Source organism: Legionella sp. JM-2024, assembly GCF_055389095.1.
On sequence record NZ_AP039388.1, the window covers coordinates 1,950,375 to 1,970,718 of the forward strand.

The following is a 20,344-nucleotide window of genomic DNA, read 5'->3' on the forward strand; positions in this document are numbered from 1 at the left end:
AAAACACTAACATTTGTACAGGATTCATCTCAAAATGGCTAAGCCTACACAGAAGAAAACTGTGTACTTTCCTATGCCTAACGCCTATTGACGACTACTTAATATATGCTCACACACCGCATCTGCCATAGCGGAGGCGGCATGAGTACTGTTCCTGAACCAAAGCTCAGGTTCTATCATTTCCAATTCACCCAAACATAATTTATTGTTGTTATCCCACATCACATCAACACGTGCATACACTGGCAACTCATCACACTGAGCTATGACATTCTCAACAAACTTCCTTTCTTCTTGAGATGCCTCATAAGAATGTACAGTACCTCCAAAATCATCCTGTACTCTGAAATCCCCAGATTTCGCTTTTTTTAATATGGAATGACTGTATTTACCACCAAACACCATAAAAGACACTTCTCCTTTATTTACGATGTTTTCTTGAAATTCTTGCAGTAGCATGGATTCCTTTTCAATCAATGTTTGAAACAAATCCTGATAATGATCAGCTGAATCCTGATCAAACATATAGGTATGACGTGCTCCTCCCGCTATAGCTGGCTTCAATATCGCCTTCTTCCATTCTGCCTGTTTCATTAACTGGCGTAGATTGCATAACTCCCCTGCCTGTAAAAATAATGTAGGTGGAATATTAATTCCCTTTTGTTGCAAATCACTCAAGTAGTGTTTGTCAATATTCCATTGAATAATAGAAACTGGATTTATAAAATGAATTTGCTTTGAATAAGTTTTTAACCAGAGAGAAAATTCATCATATCTATGAAAATAGTCCCACGTAGCACGAAACAGAGCATACCGGGTTTCTGCCCAATCATACTGTTGATTATCCCAATGAGTGCGTGCGACCTTTAATCCCTTATGTTCCAGTGCTTCAATCAACAATCGATCTTCAATCAATACGTTTTGAATATAAGGTGTCATATTGACTGGGTCTATAAAATCCTTTTGTGTCAATAAAACAATATCATACTTATTCATAGTCATGATAGAAACAATCCATATGTTAAAATGATACAAGAATACTTATCTTTTGAAGCTAAATCTATATATCCTTGATAATTCAAGTAATCAACTCAATTAAATTAACAATCATTGCATTTTGAAAGCGCTTTGTTTAACCTCTTGCTACATGTTTATCGAATAAAGTTTCATTAAGGACCTGATTAATGTTTAAAAATGCTATCGTTAGAACCCCTTCTTCCACAATGATCAATGGGTTAACTACATCAACTGATTTCAGAAAACCTGATTATGAATTAGCATTAGTGCAACATCAAAATTATATTAATGCCTTATCCAAATGCGGACTGGAAGTGACAGTACTTCCCCCCCTTGAACAATTCCCTGATTCCTGTTTTGTAGAAGATGTATCCTTATTAACTGAACAATTTGCTGTATTGACACACCCAGGCGCTGAATCCAGATTAGGTGAAGTTCAGGAAATTGAACAAGCCATTCAAACATTCTTTAAAGACAAGACACTTAGAATAACCCTGCCAGGTACACTTGAAGCCGGAGATGTGCTCAGAGTAGACAATCATTTCTTTATTGGTCTCTCTAAAAGAACTAATAAAGATGGGGCTGCGCAGTTAATGCATTGGCTTAATCAACATGGATACACCGCTTCGATCATACACTTAAAAAAATTTCTTCATCTTAAAACAGGAGTCAGCTACCTGGACAATGACCATGTATTGGTTAGTGGAGAACTAATCAATCATCAAGCTTTTAATCATCTAAAGCAAATCGTGGTAACTCCTGAAGAATCTTATGCCGCGAATTGCATTATGATTAATGGGACAGTTTTATTACCTAAAGGATACCCTAAAATAAGCAATGATTTGACTCAATTGGGTTTTTCAATCACAGAACTGGATGTTAGCGAATTTCAAAAAATAGATGGTGGTTTAAGTTGTTTGTCTTTGAGATTTTAATGAAAAGACACTTATCCGTTTTCAGCCTTACCCTGATCACAGTTTGTTCTGTTGACAGTATTAGAAACTTGCCAGCGGCAGCACTGGCAGGAAACCAACTGTTTTATTACTTTACCTTAGCCTTACTTTTTTTTCTTCTCCCTTGCGCCATTATAGCAGCCTGGTTCTCTAAACAATCCGAACAAGGGGTTTATGGTTGGGTAAAAAAAGGGTTAGGAACTCATTGGGCGTTTATCGCCATTTGGTTTCAGTGTATTCAGAATATTTTAATTTATCCCACCTTACTTAGTTTTATTGCAGGAACACTTCTTTACTCAATGTCCCCTGATTTGGTTCAAAACAAAAATTTACTTTTTTTAATTATTATTTTCCTGATTTGGGGATTGACCTGGATTAATTTACAAGGTATTCAATTCTCAAGCCGCTTTAATTCCTATTGCTCTATCACAGGATTAATTGTCCCATTTACTATTATTATGCTAATGGGATTATACTGGTGGGATACCCAAATAAAACCTAATGAAACTATTCTGCCACAAGCGGAGCCCTATTCATGGACATCGCTGACTGCAATCATTCTGTCATTTTGTGGTATTGAATTAGCAGCTGTACACGCCAGGGAAAGTCAACATGGAGCATTCCCTAAAGCAATTATCATCTCTGTTATTTTAATATTTCTAACTATGCTATTTGGCTCAATAATATTGGCCATGATCATTCCACCTCAACAGTTAAGTTTTATCAGTAGCATCCCCCAACTTATTCAATTATTCTTCACTAAAATGGGTTATGGACATTTTGCTTTTATCATTAATGGATTAATCGCGATAGGCTGTATAGGTGCCGCAAACAACTGGCTTATTGCACCTATAAAAGGATTAGGATTTGCTGCAGGGGAAGGATTTTTAAGTAAACAATTCAATCAAGTTAATAAAAATAATGCGCCTGCCAAGCTATTAATTTTACAAGCTATTTGTGTGTCTTTTATCAGCACTTTATTTCTTATTATCCCTTCAATTAATGCTTCTTACTGGATTATGCTTAATGCTGCTACACAAATTAACTTATTAATGTATCTCTTGCTTTTTATTAGTGCACTCAAAATAGTGTACTCCAAGCCATTCATGAATAGGTTAAATATTAGTGTCCCAGCCTATCTGGGGCTAGTTGGAAGTTGTGTAACACTCATTGTCAGTTTAACTCCACCACCATCAATTGAAATTAACTCTAAAATAGCTTATGCACTAGTAGGAGGACTTTTCTTAATAATAATGACCTTCATACCATTTTGGGCAAAATCAAAATCATTCGAATTACAATAAATTTCTCTCTAATATATCAAAAAAATGTCATGCGCTCAGCTATAATCAAAATATTAATGCTTATCAAATAGCAAGTATGATACCAAATTGAGAAGGAATTCATAATTCATCGGAGATGATGATGAAATTAACACGGAATATGATTACTAAAGCGGTTGAAGCTAAGATAATTACAGAAAAACAAGCCAAGGATCTTATTGAATTTGTAAAAAACCTTCCTGAACAAACCCCTGGATTTAACTTAACCAATGTGCTTTATTACTTTGGTGGACTCATTGCTATTGGAGCAATGACTTTATTTATGAATCTGGGATGGGAACTATTCGGTGGATGGGGTATTTTTTATCTCTCAACTTGTTATGCCATACTTGGTTTAGCTTTGTGTCATCAATTCGATAACAAAGGATACACCATTCCAGCCGGTATTTGCGCTACTTTTGTCATCTGTCTTACTCCTTTGGCAATTTACGGTTTACAGCAAGGAATGGGGTGGTGGCCAGATAACACGGTTTATCATGAGTATCATGTTTACATCAAATGGAATTGGATCTTCATGGAATTGGGGACTCTTATGGTAGGTATTATCCTGGCCTGGCTATACCGATACCCCTTTATGATCATGCCAATTGCAATCACCCTTTGGTATATGTCTATGGATATAACCGCTATGATTAGTGATGGTCAATTCGATTTTGAACTCAGAGCAATGGTTTCCATGTATTTTGGACTAATTACTATATTTATTGCTTTTTGGGTAGATGTCCGTTCAAGTCAGTCTGCCGACTATGCTTTCTGGCTGTATATATTCGGTGTCATGGCTTTTTGGTTTGGCCTAAGTTGTCAATCCTCAGATAGTGAATTGTCCAAATTTATTTATATGTGTATTAATCTTCTCATGATCCTGGTAGGGGTTATTTTAAACAGAAAAGTATTTGTTATTTTTGGGGCATTAGGATGCTCATATTATCTGGGTTATTTGGCATTCCAAGTATTTAAGCTAAGCTTTTTCTTCCCTGTTGCTTTAACTGCGATAGGTTTTGGTATCATCTATTTAGGTATAATTTGGCAAAAAAATGAAGCCAAATTAACTAATATTCTTCGATCCAGATTACCCAAACCATTAAAAGACTTGTTAGAAGCAAGAGATAGCCTGGAATAAAAGTCTATGTATGACTAGCGCATTCTAATTATCGCTTAATTTGAATCCATCCATTGCAATCGATGAAATGCTTGATCCATCTAGTAAAATAGCTATCAACGTCTATAAGTGACAAATTTACTGAAATTTATAATCAACTCTTTACATTCAGATATCTGAAGTAGAAGATAGACGGGATCATTATTATTTTCTTTCAAAAGGACTTGAGGAGTAATTATGCTAACCTTATCACTTGCAAAGTGCATCAACGCTACAAAAAATGGGGAATTTTCTATCAGAGCTTTGGATTTAATTGATCCCCTATCCTATGAAGATGTGATATTTTTAAGCGAATATTTAAAAATTACTCCAGTGACAGATCTTGACTTGTCAATGACAGTTACTAAAGAAAACTCAGAAGCATTAGAGAGTTTAGGCCAGGTCGTTGCGCAAAATCCCCTGCTGAAAAAACTGGTGTTTGAAGCAACTCTTAATTTTGATTTTTATTTTAAAGATAAACTACCAATTGGTTTATTTGATTTTATAGATGAGTACCGATTAAAAAAGATAGCAACACGAGTAAATAATGCATTTATTTCTATGCTGGATAATAAACCAGCATTAAATAAATTAACTATAGATTTACTCCCTCTGGGCACTCCTCTTGATAACAAGCATATCCGTGGATTAACCCGTGCGGTAAATAAATCCCCACTTACTTATTTAAATTTAGCACTATCGGTTGACAAAGGAGCACAAATACCTCTTTTTAACAATAAACAACCTAATCAATCCCTACGCTTCCTAATGCTTCGTGGTCTTACATTCGGTAGAGATGTATTGAAGTATTTGCCTCAAGCCTCTGCCTTGAAAATGTTGGCAATTGACGACATGTTGTTAGATAAAAGTGATTTACCACTTTTAGATCAAATCATGAAAGCCAACCGCTCGTTAGACACATTCATACTTGGTAAAACTAATATTGGACAGATTAACTCCCCACAAATTCTTAGCTGGTTAACATCATGTACAAAATTGAATAGTCTTGTATTAATTGAAAATAATTTAAGTCTACATAACATTGATGATTTATGTGAGTTTTTAGTCAGTAATCCTGAAACTCTGAAAGAACTTGATCTGTCCAAAAATGCCTACATGGAGGGAGATGCGATAAAAATTGCCAAAGCCTTGGCTTCCAATACTCATCTTGAGGAATTAGTACTGGATGATAACTATATTGAAGATGAGGGACTAAAAGCCATCATTAATCTAGTTAAAACCAACAAAAATATAACTTCCATCTCGATTTCCAATACCTGTCGATACAACCCATCTAATGAGACGATCAAGCTCTTATGCAATTTCTTACTTGATCCGCAATGTCAGTTAAAAGAATTAAAATTTAATCAGGATATTACATTGGCACAGTACCTAATGCTGCAATATGCTTTGGACTCTAGTAATAGTCTAGAATCCATCGATCTCAATTTTAGAAATCAAAGCCTTATTAAGATGATTCTTGGGGAAAATAATTCCAGTGAATCGAGCAGTCATAAACTATCAACCGATGTTGCAAATCAGAAAGAAAAGGGAATTTCTGATGATTTAAATGTAAGTCCGACAATCAAGAGTGCCAAGTTGTTTTCTACCCTATCAAAGAATAAGAATGGCGAAGATAAGGAACACTCGACGCCTTTATCAAACCATAGCGTTGGTCTTCACTAAAACACCGGCAATAATATAGGTTGGTGTCGAGCAAACTGCGCGGACCAACCTCTTATAGGCGAATAAAAATATTACGTTTGTACAAAGTCAAAACGACCAGGAAGTTTAAGAAAAGAAAACAAATAGAATATAATAATGCCGCATCAGGACTACTAAACTCTCCAAAAAAATAATCCTTAATAAAAGATATGAGTGCCACTCTAGAACCATCACTCAAGGTAATTTTGAGAGCATATTGCAGCTTTATAAGAAGGACATGAAATACAAATGCAAACAATGCATTCATACCAAATATTTTAAAAAACCATGACCATTTTTTAATATTTAATATATCAATCATCAAATAACAAAATGCAAAGACAAGCAAAGCCAAACCGCTGGTCCAAAGCACGAATGAACTGGTCCATAAATTTTTATTAATAGGAAAACTACTACCCCAAAGCCAGCCTAATAATGAAAATAGGAATCCAATAAGTACTATTAGATACAATTTTTTAGATTGATTAAATGAGCTTAATAAGAAACTACCAGTTAAGACGCCAGATAAAGTAGTCGCAATAGAAGTAAAAGTACTTAAAAATCCCTCAGGATCATAGGTTTTTTCATACAAATGAGGCACCGAAAAAAGCAATTGATCAAAATAGGCAACCCAATTTCCTTCTTTAGTCAATTGATTAGCACCATAACCTGGAACGGGTATCAAAGTCATAAGAATCCAGTATCCAAATAATAGAACCAGAAAAATAAATAATTGTGTCCTGATAGTAGTATTCAGATAAATTAAGGTGGAAATTAAATAACAAACCGCTATACGTTGTAAAATACCGTATATTCTTAGACTACCAAAATCGATTGGGTATGGAAAAATATTTAAAAATAATCCCAAGAGAAACAAAACAACACTTCTCTCAATTATTGAGGAATACAGTGCAGATTTTGTTTTTAGGCCTATATGTTTTTTTAGGCTGACCACACTGGTTAAACCCACAATAAATAAAAAAAATGGGAAAACCAAGTCTGCCAGTGTACACCCATTCCAATCAGCATGTTCAAGAATAGGATATGGATTTAGAGCGGCCTGCCCGTTTACCAAGATCATTAAGACAATAGTGATTCCGCGAAATACATCAAGAGATAAAATGCGCTTGGATTGTAAGGGAATAGTATTCATGGCCAGCTTATAGGTTAATCTATTCTTTAAAACCAGTATTCTGTCAATGAAGCCGGCATATCTTACCAAAAAATTTTGGCCTAATTAAATGATACCCAAGCATCAAAAAAACTCAGGATTATATTTTAAGACATTAGTAAACAGATTGTAATATCACGCTTAAAATTAAATTTCTTAAACCTATATAAAAAAAACATTTATCCTTGTATGTTAATCATGATCCAATTTAATTTGAATGTTGAATAATGTTTAATAAAAAAGAACGTACTTTATTATTTGCTAATAATCTATGGTATCTTTCCGAAGGGATGTTAGGCCCTCTTTTTGGTGTTTTTTGCGAAAGATTTCATTCATCACCCTTGGACATTTCCTGGGTATGGTCTTTGTATTTGATTTCAGTAGGAATCGTGGTCATTGGCTTGGGATATATTTCTGATTTTATCTATAAGGAAAAGTTATTAGTGCTTGGGTATGCACTCCAGACTATTTTTACTTTTTGTTACATACTTGTAGCCAGTAAAAAACAATTGGCTTTATTGCAAATTGGTTTGGGAATATCTGGTGGCCTTTCGACTACCACCTGGTATGCCCTGTATGCTCGCTATGAAGATAAAACTCATGAAGGGTTAACATGGGGTCTGGCAAACGGCTTATCAAGCATTTATACCGGAATTGCTTTGCTATGCGGCGGTCTAATTATCGCTAATGCCTCATTTGAAACGCTGTTTATTGTAATGGGATGCATTCAATTGATTGCAACCATTTACGTAAGCAAGCTTGTGTTTATTGAACAACCTAAAATTGCTAGACGTTTTGGAAAGGCTAATTTAGCTGAAAATTAACATTGAAATATGAAAACAAAATGCCATATCAAAGTACAGAACTCTATTGACTAGTATTATCTGGTACTGACAATTAATAAAACCTTAATTAAAAAATCATTCAATGAGACAGGATTTATACAAAATCCTAATGTCGAGGCCAAAAACGATTTTTAACTAAGAGATTTAGACAAACCAAATGAGTAAATTAAAAACATTTTGTAACAAGGACATTTAGATTTAAACTTAATCATATAGGAAATACTGGCAATATCATGTTTTGTCTGTTAACGTGCCCTCTTTTATTTACTCCATTATGAATTAGGTTATTGTAAGGATACATTATGTTTGAGTCTTTTTGTAAGTGTTTATCTGGTATGGCAATGCGAACCCCCTATTCTTCATCAACTGGGCATCGTAATGCCGAACGAAGCAGTGCCGCATCAGAGGTTTTGGGAACAACTCTTGAAGCATTTAATCCCGCTGCTTCAATTCCCACTAAACTTGCTCAAACTTTAATCTCCTTTTACTCCTTATTCAGATCAGATACTCATATACCTGAAAAACTAATCCACATTTTGCAAGCAAGTATAGCCGCATCACAAATGGGACTTAGTATCGCGTTGCTCTTTACTGGAACAGAGTGTGAGGAATTCACTGATGCCGACCTATGCAAGGCAATTTTTTTATTACAATTATTATATCGAGGCACTCTATTAGTTGGATGGGCACCTAGTGAATTTTCCAAAGATTCTTATGTAGATCCACAAGCCAAAATGGCAGAAGAGGATGAGGAAGAAAAAGACGAAGAAGATCTTGAAAGTGGCCAGCATCGGAATGCAGAAGAGAACGAGGAAGAAGATCTTGAAGACCACCAGCATCAGAATTCGATTTAATTGATACCCAAATATAGTGAGGAAACTACTGATTATGCCACTGTGATCAAATCAGAGGATCACTCACTACATTCGGACTCTGATAGATTCCCACGAAATTTTTAACTTCAATAGAACTCAAAACTCTATTCAGATACAGTCATCCCGAACAATTTTGTTCGGGATGACTCAAGAAATGATTCCTTATTTAACCAAGTAGCTGGACAGTAATATCGCGTGCATCAGATAAACCATGATCATCCACTACTCTCACAACATATTTGCCTGGCTTGGCCCGCCAAAGATAAGGCTGGTCTGGTTTTGTTTCTGCAACAAAACTTTCATTGATAAACCAATATATATGTGCAATCCCAGCATCTGTAACTGCAGTTAACGGGATTACCTTGTTTGATTGATTATTAGCATGAACGATATAACTGACCCCTGCCTGTGGAGATATAATTTGTGGATTAATACCCCCATTTCCTGACAAAGCACAGTCTGGTTCAAAAAACGGAGGGGTATGTCTTTGAATTCCAGCTCTCTTAAATATTTTCAACAAATCCGATGGCCAAAACTCAAACACTTCAAAGCGAGTGTCTTCATCTATGTGGCATGTGCGAAGCCCGGTTTTATTATTGATTGCTACTTCTCGAAAAATAGTGTCTGTTTTTATAGGAGATTTCCCAGGAATAAACCAGGTCCATTCTGTATCAGTACAATATCGTCCTGGCAGCATTCCTGATGCTTTGCATACTGCAATTTTCTCCAAATTCATATGCTCTGGATGTTTCTCAATCTGAGGTATGGGCCCTCTTTCATGCTTTATTGCATCAAGCAGTTCAAAAAACAAAGGAGCTGCAATTTCCTTACCTATAAAAGCAGGATTCGCCCGATTATCAAAGTTTCCTATCCATACAGCTAAAACATAAGGACCAAAAGAACCAATTGCCCATGCATCTCGATACCCAGATGAGGTCCCTGTTTTCCAAGCGATTGGTAATTGCAATACCCCACTACTATTCAACTCTTTAATAGGGGTATTTTTTAACATATCAAAAACTAAAAAACTTGCCTCAGTACTAAGCAAACGATGTCCTTTGTGCTTTTGTTCTCCTTTTAATAAGTTCACTGGATACCAAACCCCATCATTAGCCAGCGCAGCATATAAGCTAACCAGCTCTTTCATGGTTAGCTCAACTCCCCCCAGATTAAGGGACAAACCATAATAAGACTCTGAACGCAAATGACTCACTTGCGCTCGTTCTAACATCTGATGTAATGTCGGGTTGGTTAGTTGACTCGAAAGCTCAATAGCAGGAATATTACGACTGAGTACCAAGGCATCCTTCGCTTTGATTGGTCCCATAAAATCATAATCAAAATTTTCAGGGTTATAACCATTAAAACTTTGTGGTACATCCTTTAAAACAGTATTTGGGTGAATTAAACCTTGATCAAGAGCCAATCCATATATAAATGGCTTCAAAGTCGATCCTGGTGATCGTTTTGTTTCTACACCATTAATTTGGCCACTAATGCTTTTATTAAAAAAATCAGCAGAACCAATTAACGCCTTAACCCCCATATCACGAGTATCAACAAGCAATATTGCAGCATTATTAACTCCAAAAATTTTTTTTCGTGCTAAATAATGTTTTGTAATGCGTTCGACAATCAATTGAAGTCTGTAATCCAAACTGGTTTGAATACTTTGAGACCGTGTTGAATTATCACTCAATACCATATTTACAAAATGAGGAGTAAGAAAGGGTAAATTTTGAGTACCATGCATGACCAATGGTAACTCAAACATTGCTTGTTTCTCTTTATCTTCAGGATGTTGTTCTAGCCATCTATCAAATAAATGATTTCTTATTTTTTTTAATTCAACATTTTTTGAAGTTCTTTTACCAGGATTTTGTGGGATTATACTTAGAGTGATCGCCTCAGGTAAGGTGAGTTTATTTACTGATTTATTAAAATAAATTAAGCTCGCTGCTCCGGCTCCTTCAATGTTTCCTCCATATGGGGCCAAATTTAAATAAGCTTCAAGAATTTCTTTCTTACTATAGTGCCGTTCCAACTGCCATGCCCTAATGACTTGCCACAATTTTCCAGAAATTTTTTTCGAATTAATTCCAAAACGAATTCGCGCCACTTGCATCGTAATTGTAGAAGCACCAATCCTGCGAGATTTGACTATATAAGTCTGCCAAATCGCTTTTACCATGGAGAAAGGATTCACTCCATTATGCCAGTAGAAGTATTGATCTTCTTGCAAAAGAGTTGCTTCAATTAACTCTTTAGACATTTGAGACAAGGGAACATATAACCTGTATTTATCATCCTTGCTTAAAATTAATCTTAATAATTGGTGGTTATTATCATAAATTGCAGTGGAAAAATTGAATTCTTCTAATAAAGAAGGTTTTGGCGAAAAAAATATTAACAAAAACCCACTGACAAAGAGCGAGACTAGGATTATGCTTATATACTTTATTACTTTTCTCATTAGTCAGAGCAGGAGCTATACATGAGTTTAAATTATATTCAAATTAATGTTTAAATGCATTAGAATTGACTAAATACTGATTAGTAATTACAAATTAAGTAGAATTCTTTCTGGGGGTATTGGATTTTGCCGAATCAGCAGAGCCTGACACTCCTAATTAGTTTCTTAACCTAATAATTAAAAAATAACATAGACCAACCAGGATTCCATATCACCATGAACAAAAAACCACTTTCATACATAATGAATGTATTGTGTTCGGTATTTTCAGGCCTTTTTGGTAAAGTAAAATGGAATAGTCCTCCATGGTTAAAATATCTAGAGCAAAAATCGAAGAGCTCTCCCAAAGTATTCTGGGGCGCCACTTTATTATTTATTGCACTGTTAGGTGCCGGAGCGTATGGTGCTTATTGGTATAATAACTTACCTAAACCAGTTTATATCACTGCCTCCATTACAACACCTGATATCACTCCTAATGAAGAAAATCTTGTTCCTAATAATTTAATTATTGATTTTGGCATCAAAAATAATGAATTTATGCCGCAATCTGTAGCACCAATTAATTTAATTGGCAAAGAGATTGATGAAGGGATCGAAATGACTCCTGAAATTACTGGCAAATGGAGTTGGAATAGTGATAGCCAATTAGTTTTTATTCCTGCGGAAGACTGGCCTGCAGGACAAAAATACCACATTCATTTTGCTGAAAATTTTTTTGCTCCCAATACCAATATTGATAGTTATGATTTATCTTTTACAACAAAACCGTTTCAGGCAACTATTAATGAATTCAAATTTTACCAGGATCCAGTTAATTCAGAGACAAGATACGCAGTAGCAACGATCCAGTTCAACTACCCGGTAAACACTGATAATCTTGAAAAAAACACCTCTTTAATATTTCAAACAATAAAAGATGGGAAAATCAATCTTAACGCAGAATCCGTTCCATTTTCTTATACTTATGATAATCACAAACGAATCGCTTATCTTCATTCTGCGAACATTAAAATAAAAGATGTATCCCGCTATTTACTATTAACACTGAATAAAAATGTGAGCTCCTCAACTGACTCTTCGGATCTTGGACAACAAATCACCAAGAATTTACTTATACCAGACGCCAGTAATTTTCTTAAGGTTGTTTCAACAGCGGCTAACATTATCCGAAATGACAAAGACAGGCCAGAACAAGTTCTTGCAATTGAAACAAGCTTGGGAGTAAGTGAAAGTGAATTTAATAAATCAATACATGTCTATTTGCTTCCACAAGATTACCCCGCTACGGCTGCCGAGCCTGCAAAACCCAATTACGGATGGCAAAATCCCGGGGAAGTAACGAATAACATTCTTTCCCTGGCCACACCATTAGCCAAGGAAGCAATACCCTCAGAACAAAATTATGCTACCCTTCACAGCTTCAAATTTAAAGCACAAACACCTCGATACCTTTATGTCAAAATGGATAAAGGAATGAAAGGATTTGGCGGATTTACTCTAAGCAATGATTATGCTGCGATTGTTCCTGTTCCGGAATACCCAAAAGAAATTAGCTTCTTGCATAAAGGAGCATTATTGGCACTGGGTGGTGAAAAAAAATTGTCCGTACTTATCCGCGGTGTGCCAGCAGTTAAGTATGAATTTGCTCGTGTATTACCCAACGATATCAATCAACTGGTTACTCAAACTCAAGGGGATTTTAGTAACCCCTATTTTATTAATCCGTCTTTTAACCAGCAAAATATCAGCCAAATTTTTTCCGAAATTCAGCAATATGACACCAGCGATCTAACCAGGCAACAATATACTGCTCTTGATCTAGGCAAATATTTAGCATCTGAAGCAAATGTCTCAGGGCCCCAAGGACTCTTTTTATTGCAAGCCACAGGCTGGGATGTAGTCAATCAATATTCCCTGGATGTCAAAACCACCCGCCTAATATTAATTACCGATTTAGGGATGTTAGTAAAAGATAATAACGACGGTAGTCATGATGTATTTATTAATTCCATCACTCAAGGAATCCCGGTTGCCGGCACTACTGTTACAGTACTTGGAAAAAATGGGTTACCTATTTTATCTCGCATTACCGATGCCCAAGGCCGAGCCAGCTTCCCTAACCTGAAAGATTTTACTGAAGACAAAGAACCCACCGTATATCTGGCTCGCCTAAATAATGATGTGTCTTTTATTCCATTCAATAATTACAACCGACAATTGAATTTCTCAAAATTCGATATTGGCGGCATCTATACTAATAACCAAGATCTGCAAAGTTTAACAGCGTATTTATTTTCTGACAGAGGCATATACAAACCGGGAGACACGGCACATATTGGAATGATTGTAAAACAAGCCTTCGCAGAAGCTCAGCCTGCGGGACTGCCTTTGCAAGCTACTGTTGTTGATGCCAGAGGTACCACTATAATAGATCAAAAAATTACTTTAAATGATACTGGTTATATGGAGCTTGATTTTACCACAAATGCCAATTCTCCTACTGGCCAATACATGGTTTATTTGTATTTGGTAAAGGATAATCATCCGCAAAATCTCCTTGGTTCTACTAGTGTTCGTATTTCAGAGTTTCAACCTGACAGAATGCGCATTACTTCCAGCTTCGAACCAAAACCCTTTGACGGATGGAGTTCTCCTGCCGACCTAAAAGCCAAAGTAGATCTTTGGAACTTATATGGTGCTCCGGCTGCCAACAGAAGGGTCAGTGCCAAGATTTTATTAACTCCTCAGCAAGTTCAATTTGATGAGTTTCCCGATTATATTTTTGCAGATCCATTGTATGATCCCAAAAAGCCTCCAAAAGTTTTTACGGAAAGCTTGACGGAATCAACTACCAATGAGAGCGGACAGGCCGAATTTAACCTTAATCTCGAGCGATTTGAAAAAGCAACTTATCAATTAACTTTTTTTGCTGAAGGTTTTGAAGCAGGCAGCGGTAGAAGTGTCACAACTCAAACCAAAACACTGGTCAGTCCATTACTCTATTTCATTGGTTACAAATCGGACGGTGATTTACATTTTATTAAGCAAAATAGTGTAAGAAATATTAACTATATTGCGATTAATCCCCAACTAAGTAAAGAAGATGTCACGGATTTAAAACTACAATTGGTCTCTTTACATCCAGTAACGACACTGGTTAAAAAAGCAGATGGTACTTATCAATATCAATCCACTATTCAATCGACAATAATTAGTACTAAACCATTTGAGATAGCAGAATCTGGTACTAACTATACATTACCTACCAGTACCATTGGTGATTTTTCTTTAAACGTCTTAGATAAGGATGATACTGTTCTTAGTCAGTTGAAATTCAGCATTGTTGGCACCAGTCAAGCGCCTCTTGCTAAAAATGCAGAGTTGTCTATCAAATTGAATAAGGAAGAGTACCAGGCTAATGAGGATATTGAAATTCAAATCACTGCTCCTTACACTGGTTCTGGCTTAATCACCATAGAAAGAGACAAAGTTTATGCAGTGCAATGGTTTAAAACAGAAACCAAAAATTCAGTGCAAACTATCCATATACCTACTGATTTCCAAGGAAATGGATATGTGAATGTGGCCTTTATTAGAGATTGGGAATCTCCTGAATTGTTTATTAGCCCCTTAAGCTATAGTGTAACCCCTTTTACCGTCAGCCATGAAAAACATGACATAAAAATTGAACTGAAAACCCCTAAATTGGTACGTCCTGGTGATCCTTTTGTAATGGACTATCACACAGACAAACCAGGGAAGATTATTGTGTTTGCAGTCGATGAAGGCATTTTACAGGTAGCAAATTATGAGACTCCTGATCCTCTGGCTTTCTTTTTCCAGAAACACGCTTTAGAAGTATTAACACAACAAACTGTAGATCAAATTTTACCCAAATTTATCCAGGATAGAGAAATATCTGCAGTCGGAGGCGATGAAGGCGAAGCGGCTTTATCCAGCCGCCTCAATCCATTTAAAAGAAAAACCGATTTACCAGTTGTTTACTGGTCAGGTATTCTTGACACCGACAGTACTGATAGGCAGTTAAGGTACCAAGTACCAGACTATTTTAATGGAACCCTGCGAGTAATAGCCATAGCAGTTTCAAATGACTCTGTAGGGTCACGTGAGGTCTCAGCAGAAGTTCGGGGAGATTTTATCATTAATCCTAATGTACCGACTTTCGTTGCACCTGGGGACGAATTTGAAATATCCTCCAGTGTTGCAAACAATATCAAAGATTCAGGAGAACATGCTCAAGTTGAAGTAGAGCTCACAGCTTCTCCAGAAGTTGAAGTGCTTGGTTCAACAAAACAGATTTTAGAAATAAGCGAGGGAAATGAACAAACTGTTTATTTTAAATTACGCGCCAAACCTCTATTAGGATCTGCCAAGGTTACCTTAACCGCTAAAGCAGGAGATAAATCGAGCAAGATGGACGCTACTCTAAGTGTTAGACCTGCTAGTCCATTTATAACCTATGTTAATAGTGGAAAGTCACAAGACACCAACAAGTCACTCGATATTATACAAACACTATATCCGGAGTATCGCAAGGTAGATAGTACCATGTCGACCAGTCCATTGGTTCTTGTCTTTGGATTGCAACGATATTTGGATAACTTTCCTTATGGATGCACAGAACAATTAACAAGCAAAGCCTTACCGTTGATAGCTATGAATAGTCAACCTTGGTTCGGTTCGGAGAGCGGCCCAATTAATGAGAAAATTAACGCCACAATCCAAATGTTAAGTCAAAGACAAATGTCTAATGGGGGTTTTAGTTATTGGCCTGGATTAAGTGATAATTCAGGAAATAGTTTTGCTTCCGTGTACGCTATGCACTTTTTAACTGAAGCAAGATCACAAGGATTCAACGTGCCTGGTGAGATGTTTTATAATGGCATCAGTTACCTCAAGGAACTTGCCAGCCACAACCCTACAGATTCCTATACAGCTAGAATTCAGGCATATGCCATTTATATTTTAACTCGTAATGAATTAGTCACTACGAATTATCTGGCTAACTTACAATTATACTTACAACAAGATGCCTCGAAAAGCTGGTTAAAAGACATCACCGCAGTTTATATTGCCTCTACCTACCAGTTATTAAAAAGCTACAATGAAGCAAACCAACTAATTGGTCAGTACAAGCCGTCAACTAATAATACTTTTGCAACGGACTTTTATGACCGAAATATAGCTGACGCTCAGTATCTTTATTTGGTTGCCAAGCATTTCCCCAATTTATTGCCACAAGTAAGTGACCATGTATTAATGAATTTAGTGCAAGCTATAAATAATGATGAAATCAATACCGTTTTATCAGGATTTACCAGTTTGGCTTTAGCTGCCTTTCCACAAAATGAATTAACAGAATCAAGCTCCAAGATATCTATCACTGAAATATTGGCAAATAACCAAACAAAGGAAATACCTGCTGAAAATAACAATTATCAAAAGTTGTCTGTCGATGAATCAGCCAAGTCTATTCGCTTTAATAATCCTGACAAGCAAACATTCTTTTATCAATTAATTCAATCAGGATTTGACAAGGCAATCCCTAATGAAACTGTAAAGCAAGGAATAGAACTTTATAGAGAATATCGGGATGAAAAAGGAAATGTCATTAATTCTGCTACCTTGGGAGAAGAAATCGAGGTACATCTGCAAATTCGATCACTAGATAATAATTATCTTAGCAACATTGCTATCGAAGATCTCTTGCCAGGTGGTTTTGAAGTAGTCAGAGAGTCAGTAAAAGCCGATAACATGGATTACGCAGATGTCCGAGAAGACAGAGTTAATTTCTTTGGTGGCGTGGATTCTACTGCAAAAGAATTAGTTTATAAAATTAAGGCAACCAATATAGGCAAATACATTGTTCCTCCTCCTTATGCGGAGGCCATGTATAATCCCAATACCAAAGCAAGAGGTACTTCTTCAGAAATAACCGTTACCAGAGATGAAGAATAATTATTTAGTACAGGAAGGTATAAAAATTAAGCGAGTAATATATTAGACCTCTTGCATAACCTGACTATTTTGCTTTAGTGCAAGGCGTAAAGGTTTCGAGGAGCGGAGTTTACAGAGAGTAAATGAGTACCGCAGAAACCTTTACAACACAGCAATAAAATAATAGAGGCAGGTTATGCAAGAGGTCTATTGGTAATAGTACGAAATCTTATCTCTTGAATCCCCGGATTACAATTTAGTCTAATCCGGGTCATAATTTTTTAACTGCAACTGATTCTAACTTATACCTAAATCAAAGCGAATGACATCCATTATCCCTCTACTGCAAATATCACAAAATGCCGCATGGGACTCCATAACACAATTTAAACCCGGTTTATGACTTGCTCCTCTATAAGCCGGGGAGTCCCCGTAGCCCCCTCGATAAGCACCATATTGAGGCGGAGTTGGATGCCAATCACTATAAGGAGTGGGAATAGAGATCTGGGCGCTAACCAACTCATTCCATTTTAAACCCGAATAGCTTGGAACTGTCAGAAAAGTTATATTTTGCGACCATGGTTCCGTCATCTCTGGAGCAAACTCCAACTCAGTACGTCCCCCTCCTTCATATTCTTCATTGAGTCCAAAAAAATGACCCAGCTCATGTATCAAAATATAAGTAAAATAAGTTGAATTATTTGCTGGTATTGCGGTATGCGATTTGTAATTCCCTACTCCCCAATATTGCCCATTATTAACTAGTACTATTGGATAGTCGTAAGGTGCGGATGCCAATCCCTGGCGAAACTTGTTCTCTCTGGTAGGATAAACAATATGATACCAACGACCAAAATTATCCCAATAGGGGTAATATAAACCCAAAAAGGAATCAAATTCAGGCACTGGTAATCCCAGATCCTTTGCAACACCCAGTTGCTTATTGGATGGATTAAATACAGCATAAAAACTCATATATTCTAACCCTGGAAATTGCTGGCTCTGTAAGGCTTGCAGGGTTTTAATTGCCAGTTTCCAAAATTTCTTTTTTTCACTTTGAGTATATCCCTCGGCATAAATATTGACTCTTAAAGAGGGAGTTTTTGTAGCAAGTGATAATTGCTTTATTTCCAATCCATTAAACGTTCGAGTTTCCTTTATTAACTCATCAGCTATGATATTTTTTTCAACTACCTTTTCCATTAAACCAGTTTGAGGATTTTCAGCATAAAGTTCAAATATCATATCCTTAGATGGGACCGGGAAACGTAAATTAATAGCTCGAGCAAGCTTGCGATACTCTTTTCCTGTCCCTATTGTGTCGTAATAAACCGATTCACCAGTGACTTTATTTTTTAAAATTCCCAGATAACTTCCCCATTTAGGTTTATGAATACTTCGCGATAATAATGCCGGGGTTCCAGATGATTCGATGATTGACAAACTAACATCATAGGAATCAGTTTCCTCATTCCAATCAGTTTGTATTCTTAATATATCAATTCCTGAATTTTCATCGATTGTTTTTAAAAAATCAGGATTAACATCATGAAATTTTAAATTTGGATAATGGCTATCTCTAGGTACTTTATACCGATCCCAATAGGGATTGGCGTTAGCAAAATGAGTCGCAAGAAAAATTAAGAAAATTATAAAAAAACGCTTCATGCGTATTACCTCCTTGTAATATAGGCTCATTCTCCTGTAATAACTTATGAATTGCCTTTCAACCGCTAATAGAGTTCAACAAGCCTAACAATTAAGATTTTTTTAACTATTGGACTATCCATGGAGGAGTATTACCCAATAAAACAACTGGATCAAAGCCCAATGATTCAATTCTATCCCACTCTCTATCAAGATACTTTAATTGATCATTTAACGCTTTGTTATCACTTTTGGCTGTAGCATCATAGCAACGGTCAAAGGGATCATAGGTATAAGGATTACAAACAACGGCTTCCATTTCATCCATTACCCCTATTTTGTTATACCAATCTTCAATTAACATCGGACCGTCAGGTTTTGCAGCGGGATCAAGTACATAAATAGAACCCATATAATTAACAACAATCGATACGTGGTACCACCAACTGACCAACCCATCCTCCGAATAAGGAGTTTGCATTTCCAAGTTACCAAAAGCAAAAATTTTTGCAGGAATAACAAAATGCTCACCATCCAATTTGACTCTGGAAAGTGCCGCTCTGGCGAAGCAGCCATCATCGGGATAAAGCCAACTGATTCTCCTCTCAAAATCTGGTTTACCTGGGGAATATAAAAAACGAGTATCGCGTATCATATGAAACATATTAATGAGTTCATCGTAACTACTGACTTCCGGCACTGTTGAATAATCTATTTTCTGCAGAGGTACTTTCTTGGAAAAAGGAGTGCTCTTGGCAAGTAACATCTTAAGTGAGTTTTGAGGTTCTATATTGGTAATTCTTTTAATTGCCTCCTGAAAAGACTCTCCTGGATATCGTTTTTGTGAAACGGTGGCGTTTGCTAAGTTACAAAATATTAAAAAAGGAAATAATAACAAAATAATAACTATCTTTTTCATAACAACTCCTGAGAGTTATAAGGATATTGGCCGATATTTTACCAATATTAGTCGTCCTTGACATCACTTATAATTATCATGAAATGGTATTAAACACCAGTCAGTGTTTAATAAAACGGATTCAGGCATAAAGCGTATTACGTAGGAAAGAAAAATTATATATAAAACAATAAGATACCTATTTACTTTGTGCCTACCTTTCAGGGTTTATCCGCAGCACAAGGCGACAAGGGTTCAAATGTCAAACCTCTAAATTAAAGCCTCTAGATTAAAAAACTTATTACTAAATATGGTCTAT

12 protein-coding genes are annotated in these 20,344 nt (G+C 36.2%); 7 read left to right on the top strand and 5 right to left on the bottom strand.

The window, feature by feature from the left end:
- Positions 1 to 84: 84 nt before the first annotated feature.
- Positions 85 to 1,002, bottom strand: coding sequence for an ATP-grasp domain-containing protein (locus ACZ5EK_RS08680; RefSeq protein WP_464429107.1), 918 nt, complete (start codon positions 1,000 to 1,002; stop codon positions 85 to 87).
- Positions 1,003 to 1,184: 182 nt separating this feature from the next.
- On the opposite strand from ACZ5EK_RS08680, the gene ACZ5EK_RS08685 reads away from it, so the two are divergent.
- From ACZ5EK_RS08685 to ACZ5EK_RS08700, 4 genes are all read left to right on the top strand, one after another.
- Positions 1,185 to 1,952: a dimethylarginine dimethylaminohydrolase family protein gene (locus ACZ5EK_RS08685; RefSeq protein ID WP_464429109.1), complete on the top strand. Its 768-nt coding sequence runs from the start codon at positions 1,185 to 1,187 to the stop codon at positions 1,950 to 1,952.
- A complete protein-coding gene (locus tag ACZ5EK_RS08690; protein ID WP_464429111.1) occupies positions 1,952 to 3,274 on the top strand; it encodes an APC family permease in 1,323 nt (440 codons plus the stop codon). Before ACZ5EK_RS08685 ends, ACZ5EK_RS08690 begins: the two co-directional genes overlap by 1 nt.
- 121 nt (positions 3,275 to 3,395) lie before the next feature.
- Positions 3,396 to 4,433: a DUF2157 domain-containing protein gene (locus ACZ5EK_RS08695; protein WP_464429113.1), complete on the top strand. Its 1,038-nt coding sequence runs from the start codon at positions 3,396 to 3,398 to the stop codon at positions 4,431 to 4,433.
- Between the two features lie 216 nt (positions 4,434 to 4,649).
- Positions 4,650 to 6,137 carry a leucine-rich repeat domain-containing protein gene (locus ACZ5EK_RS08700; RefSeq protein ID WP_464429114.1) on the top strand — a complete coding sequence of 496 codons (1,488 nt, stop codon included), beginning with the start codon at positions 4,650 to 4,652 and terminating at the stop codon, positions 6,135 to 6,137.
- A gap of 52 nt (positions 6,138 to 6,189) precedes the next feature.
- Here the strand turns inward: ACZ5EK_RS08700 and ACZ5EK_RS08705 are convergent, their stop codons facing one another.
- Positions 6,190 to 7,308 (bottom strand): acyltransferase family protein, encoded by a 1,119-nt coding sequence (locus ACZ5EK_RS08705; RefSeq protein ID WP_464429115.1) that lies wholly within the window; start codon positions 7,306 to 7,308, stop codon positions 6,190 to 6,192.
- A 245-nt stretch (positions 7,309 to 7,553) separates the two neighbouring features.
- Between ACZ5EK_RS08705 and ACZ5EK_RS08710 the strand changes: the two genes are divergently transcribed.
- Together ACZ5EK_RS08710 and ACZ5EK_RS08715 are read left to right on the top strand one after the other, a co-directional pair.
- On the top strand, positions 7,554 to 8,150 hold the full coding sequence (locus tag ACZ5EK_RS08710) for an MFS transporter (protein ID WP_464429117.1): 597 nt from the start codon (positions 7,554 to 7,556) through the stop codon (positions 8,148 to 8,150).
- Between the two features lie 323 nt (positions 8,151 to 8,473).
- A complete protein-coding gene (locus ACZ5EK_RS08715) occupies positions 8,474 to 9,025 on the top strand; it encodes a hypothetical protein (protein WP_464429119.1) in 552 nt (183 codons plus the stop codon).
- Positions 9,026 to 9,212: 187 nt separating this feature from the next.
- Here the strand turns inward: ACZ5EK_RS08715 and pbpC are convergent, their stop codons facing one another.
- Positions 9,213 to 11,519 carry a penicillin-binding protein 1C gene (gene pbpC / locus ACZ5EK_RS08720; protein ID WP_464429121.1) on the bottom strand — a complete coding sequence of 769 codons (2,307 nt, stop codon included), beginning with the start codon at positions 11,517 to 11,519 and terminating at the stop codon, positions 9,213 to 9,215.
- 216 nt (positions 11,520 to 11,735) lie between these two features.
- Here pbpC and ACZ5EK_RS08725 point away from each other — a divergent pair, with 216 nt between their 5' ends.
- Entirely contained in the window at positions 11,736 to 17,501 is a 5,766-nt protein-coding gene (locus ACZ5EK_RS08725; protein ID WP_464429123.1) for an alpha-2-macroglobulin, read from the top strand.
- Positions 17,502 to 17,777: 276 nt separating this feature from the next.
- On the opposite strand, the gene ACZ5EK_RS08730 is transcribed toward ACZ5EK_RS08725, so the two are convergent.
- Together ACZ5EK_RS08730 and ACZ5EK_RS08735 are read right to left on the bottom strand one after the other, a co-directional pair.
- On the bottom strand, positions 17,778 to 19,148 hold the full coding sequence (locus tag ACZ5EK_RS08730; protein WP_464429125.1) for a M64 family metallopeptidase: 1,371 nt from the start codon (positions 19,146 to 19,148) through the stop codon (positions 17,778 to 17,780).
- A gap of 106 nt (positions 19,149 to 19,254) precedes the next feature.
- Entirely contained in the window at positions 19,255 to 20,046 is a 792-nt protein-coding gene (locus ACZ5EK_RS08735; protein ID WP_464429126.1) for a protein-glutamine glutaminase family protein, read from the bottom strand.
- Positions 20,047 to 20,344: the final 298 nt, after the last annotated feature.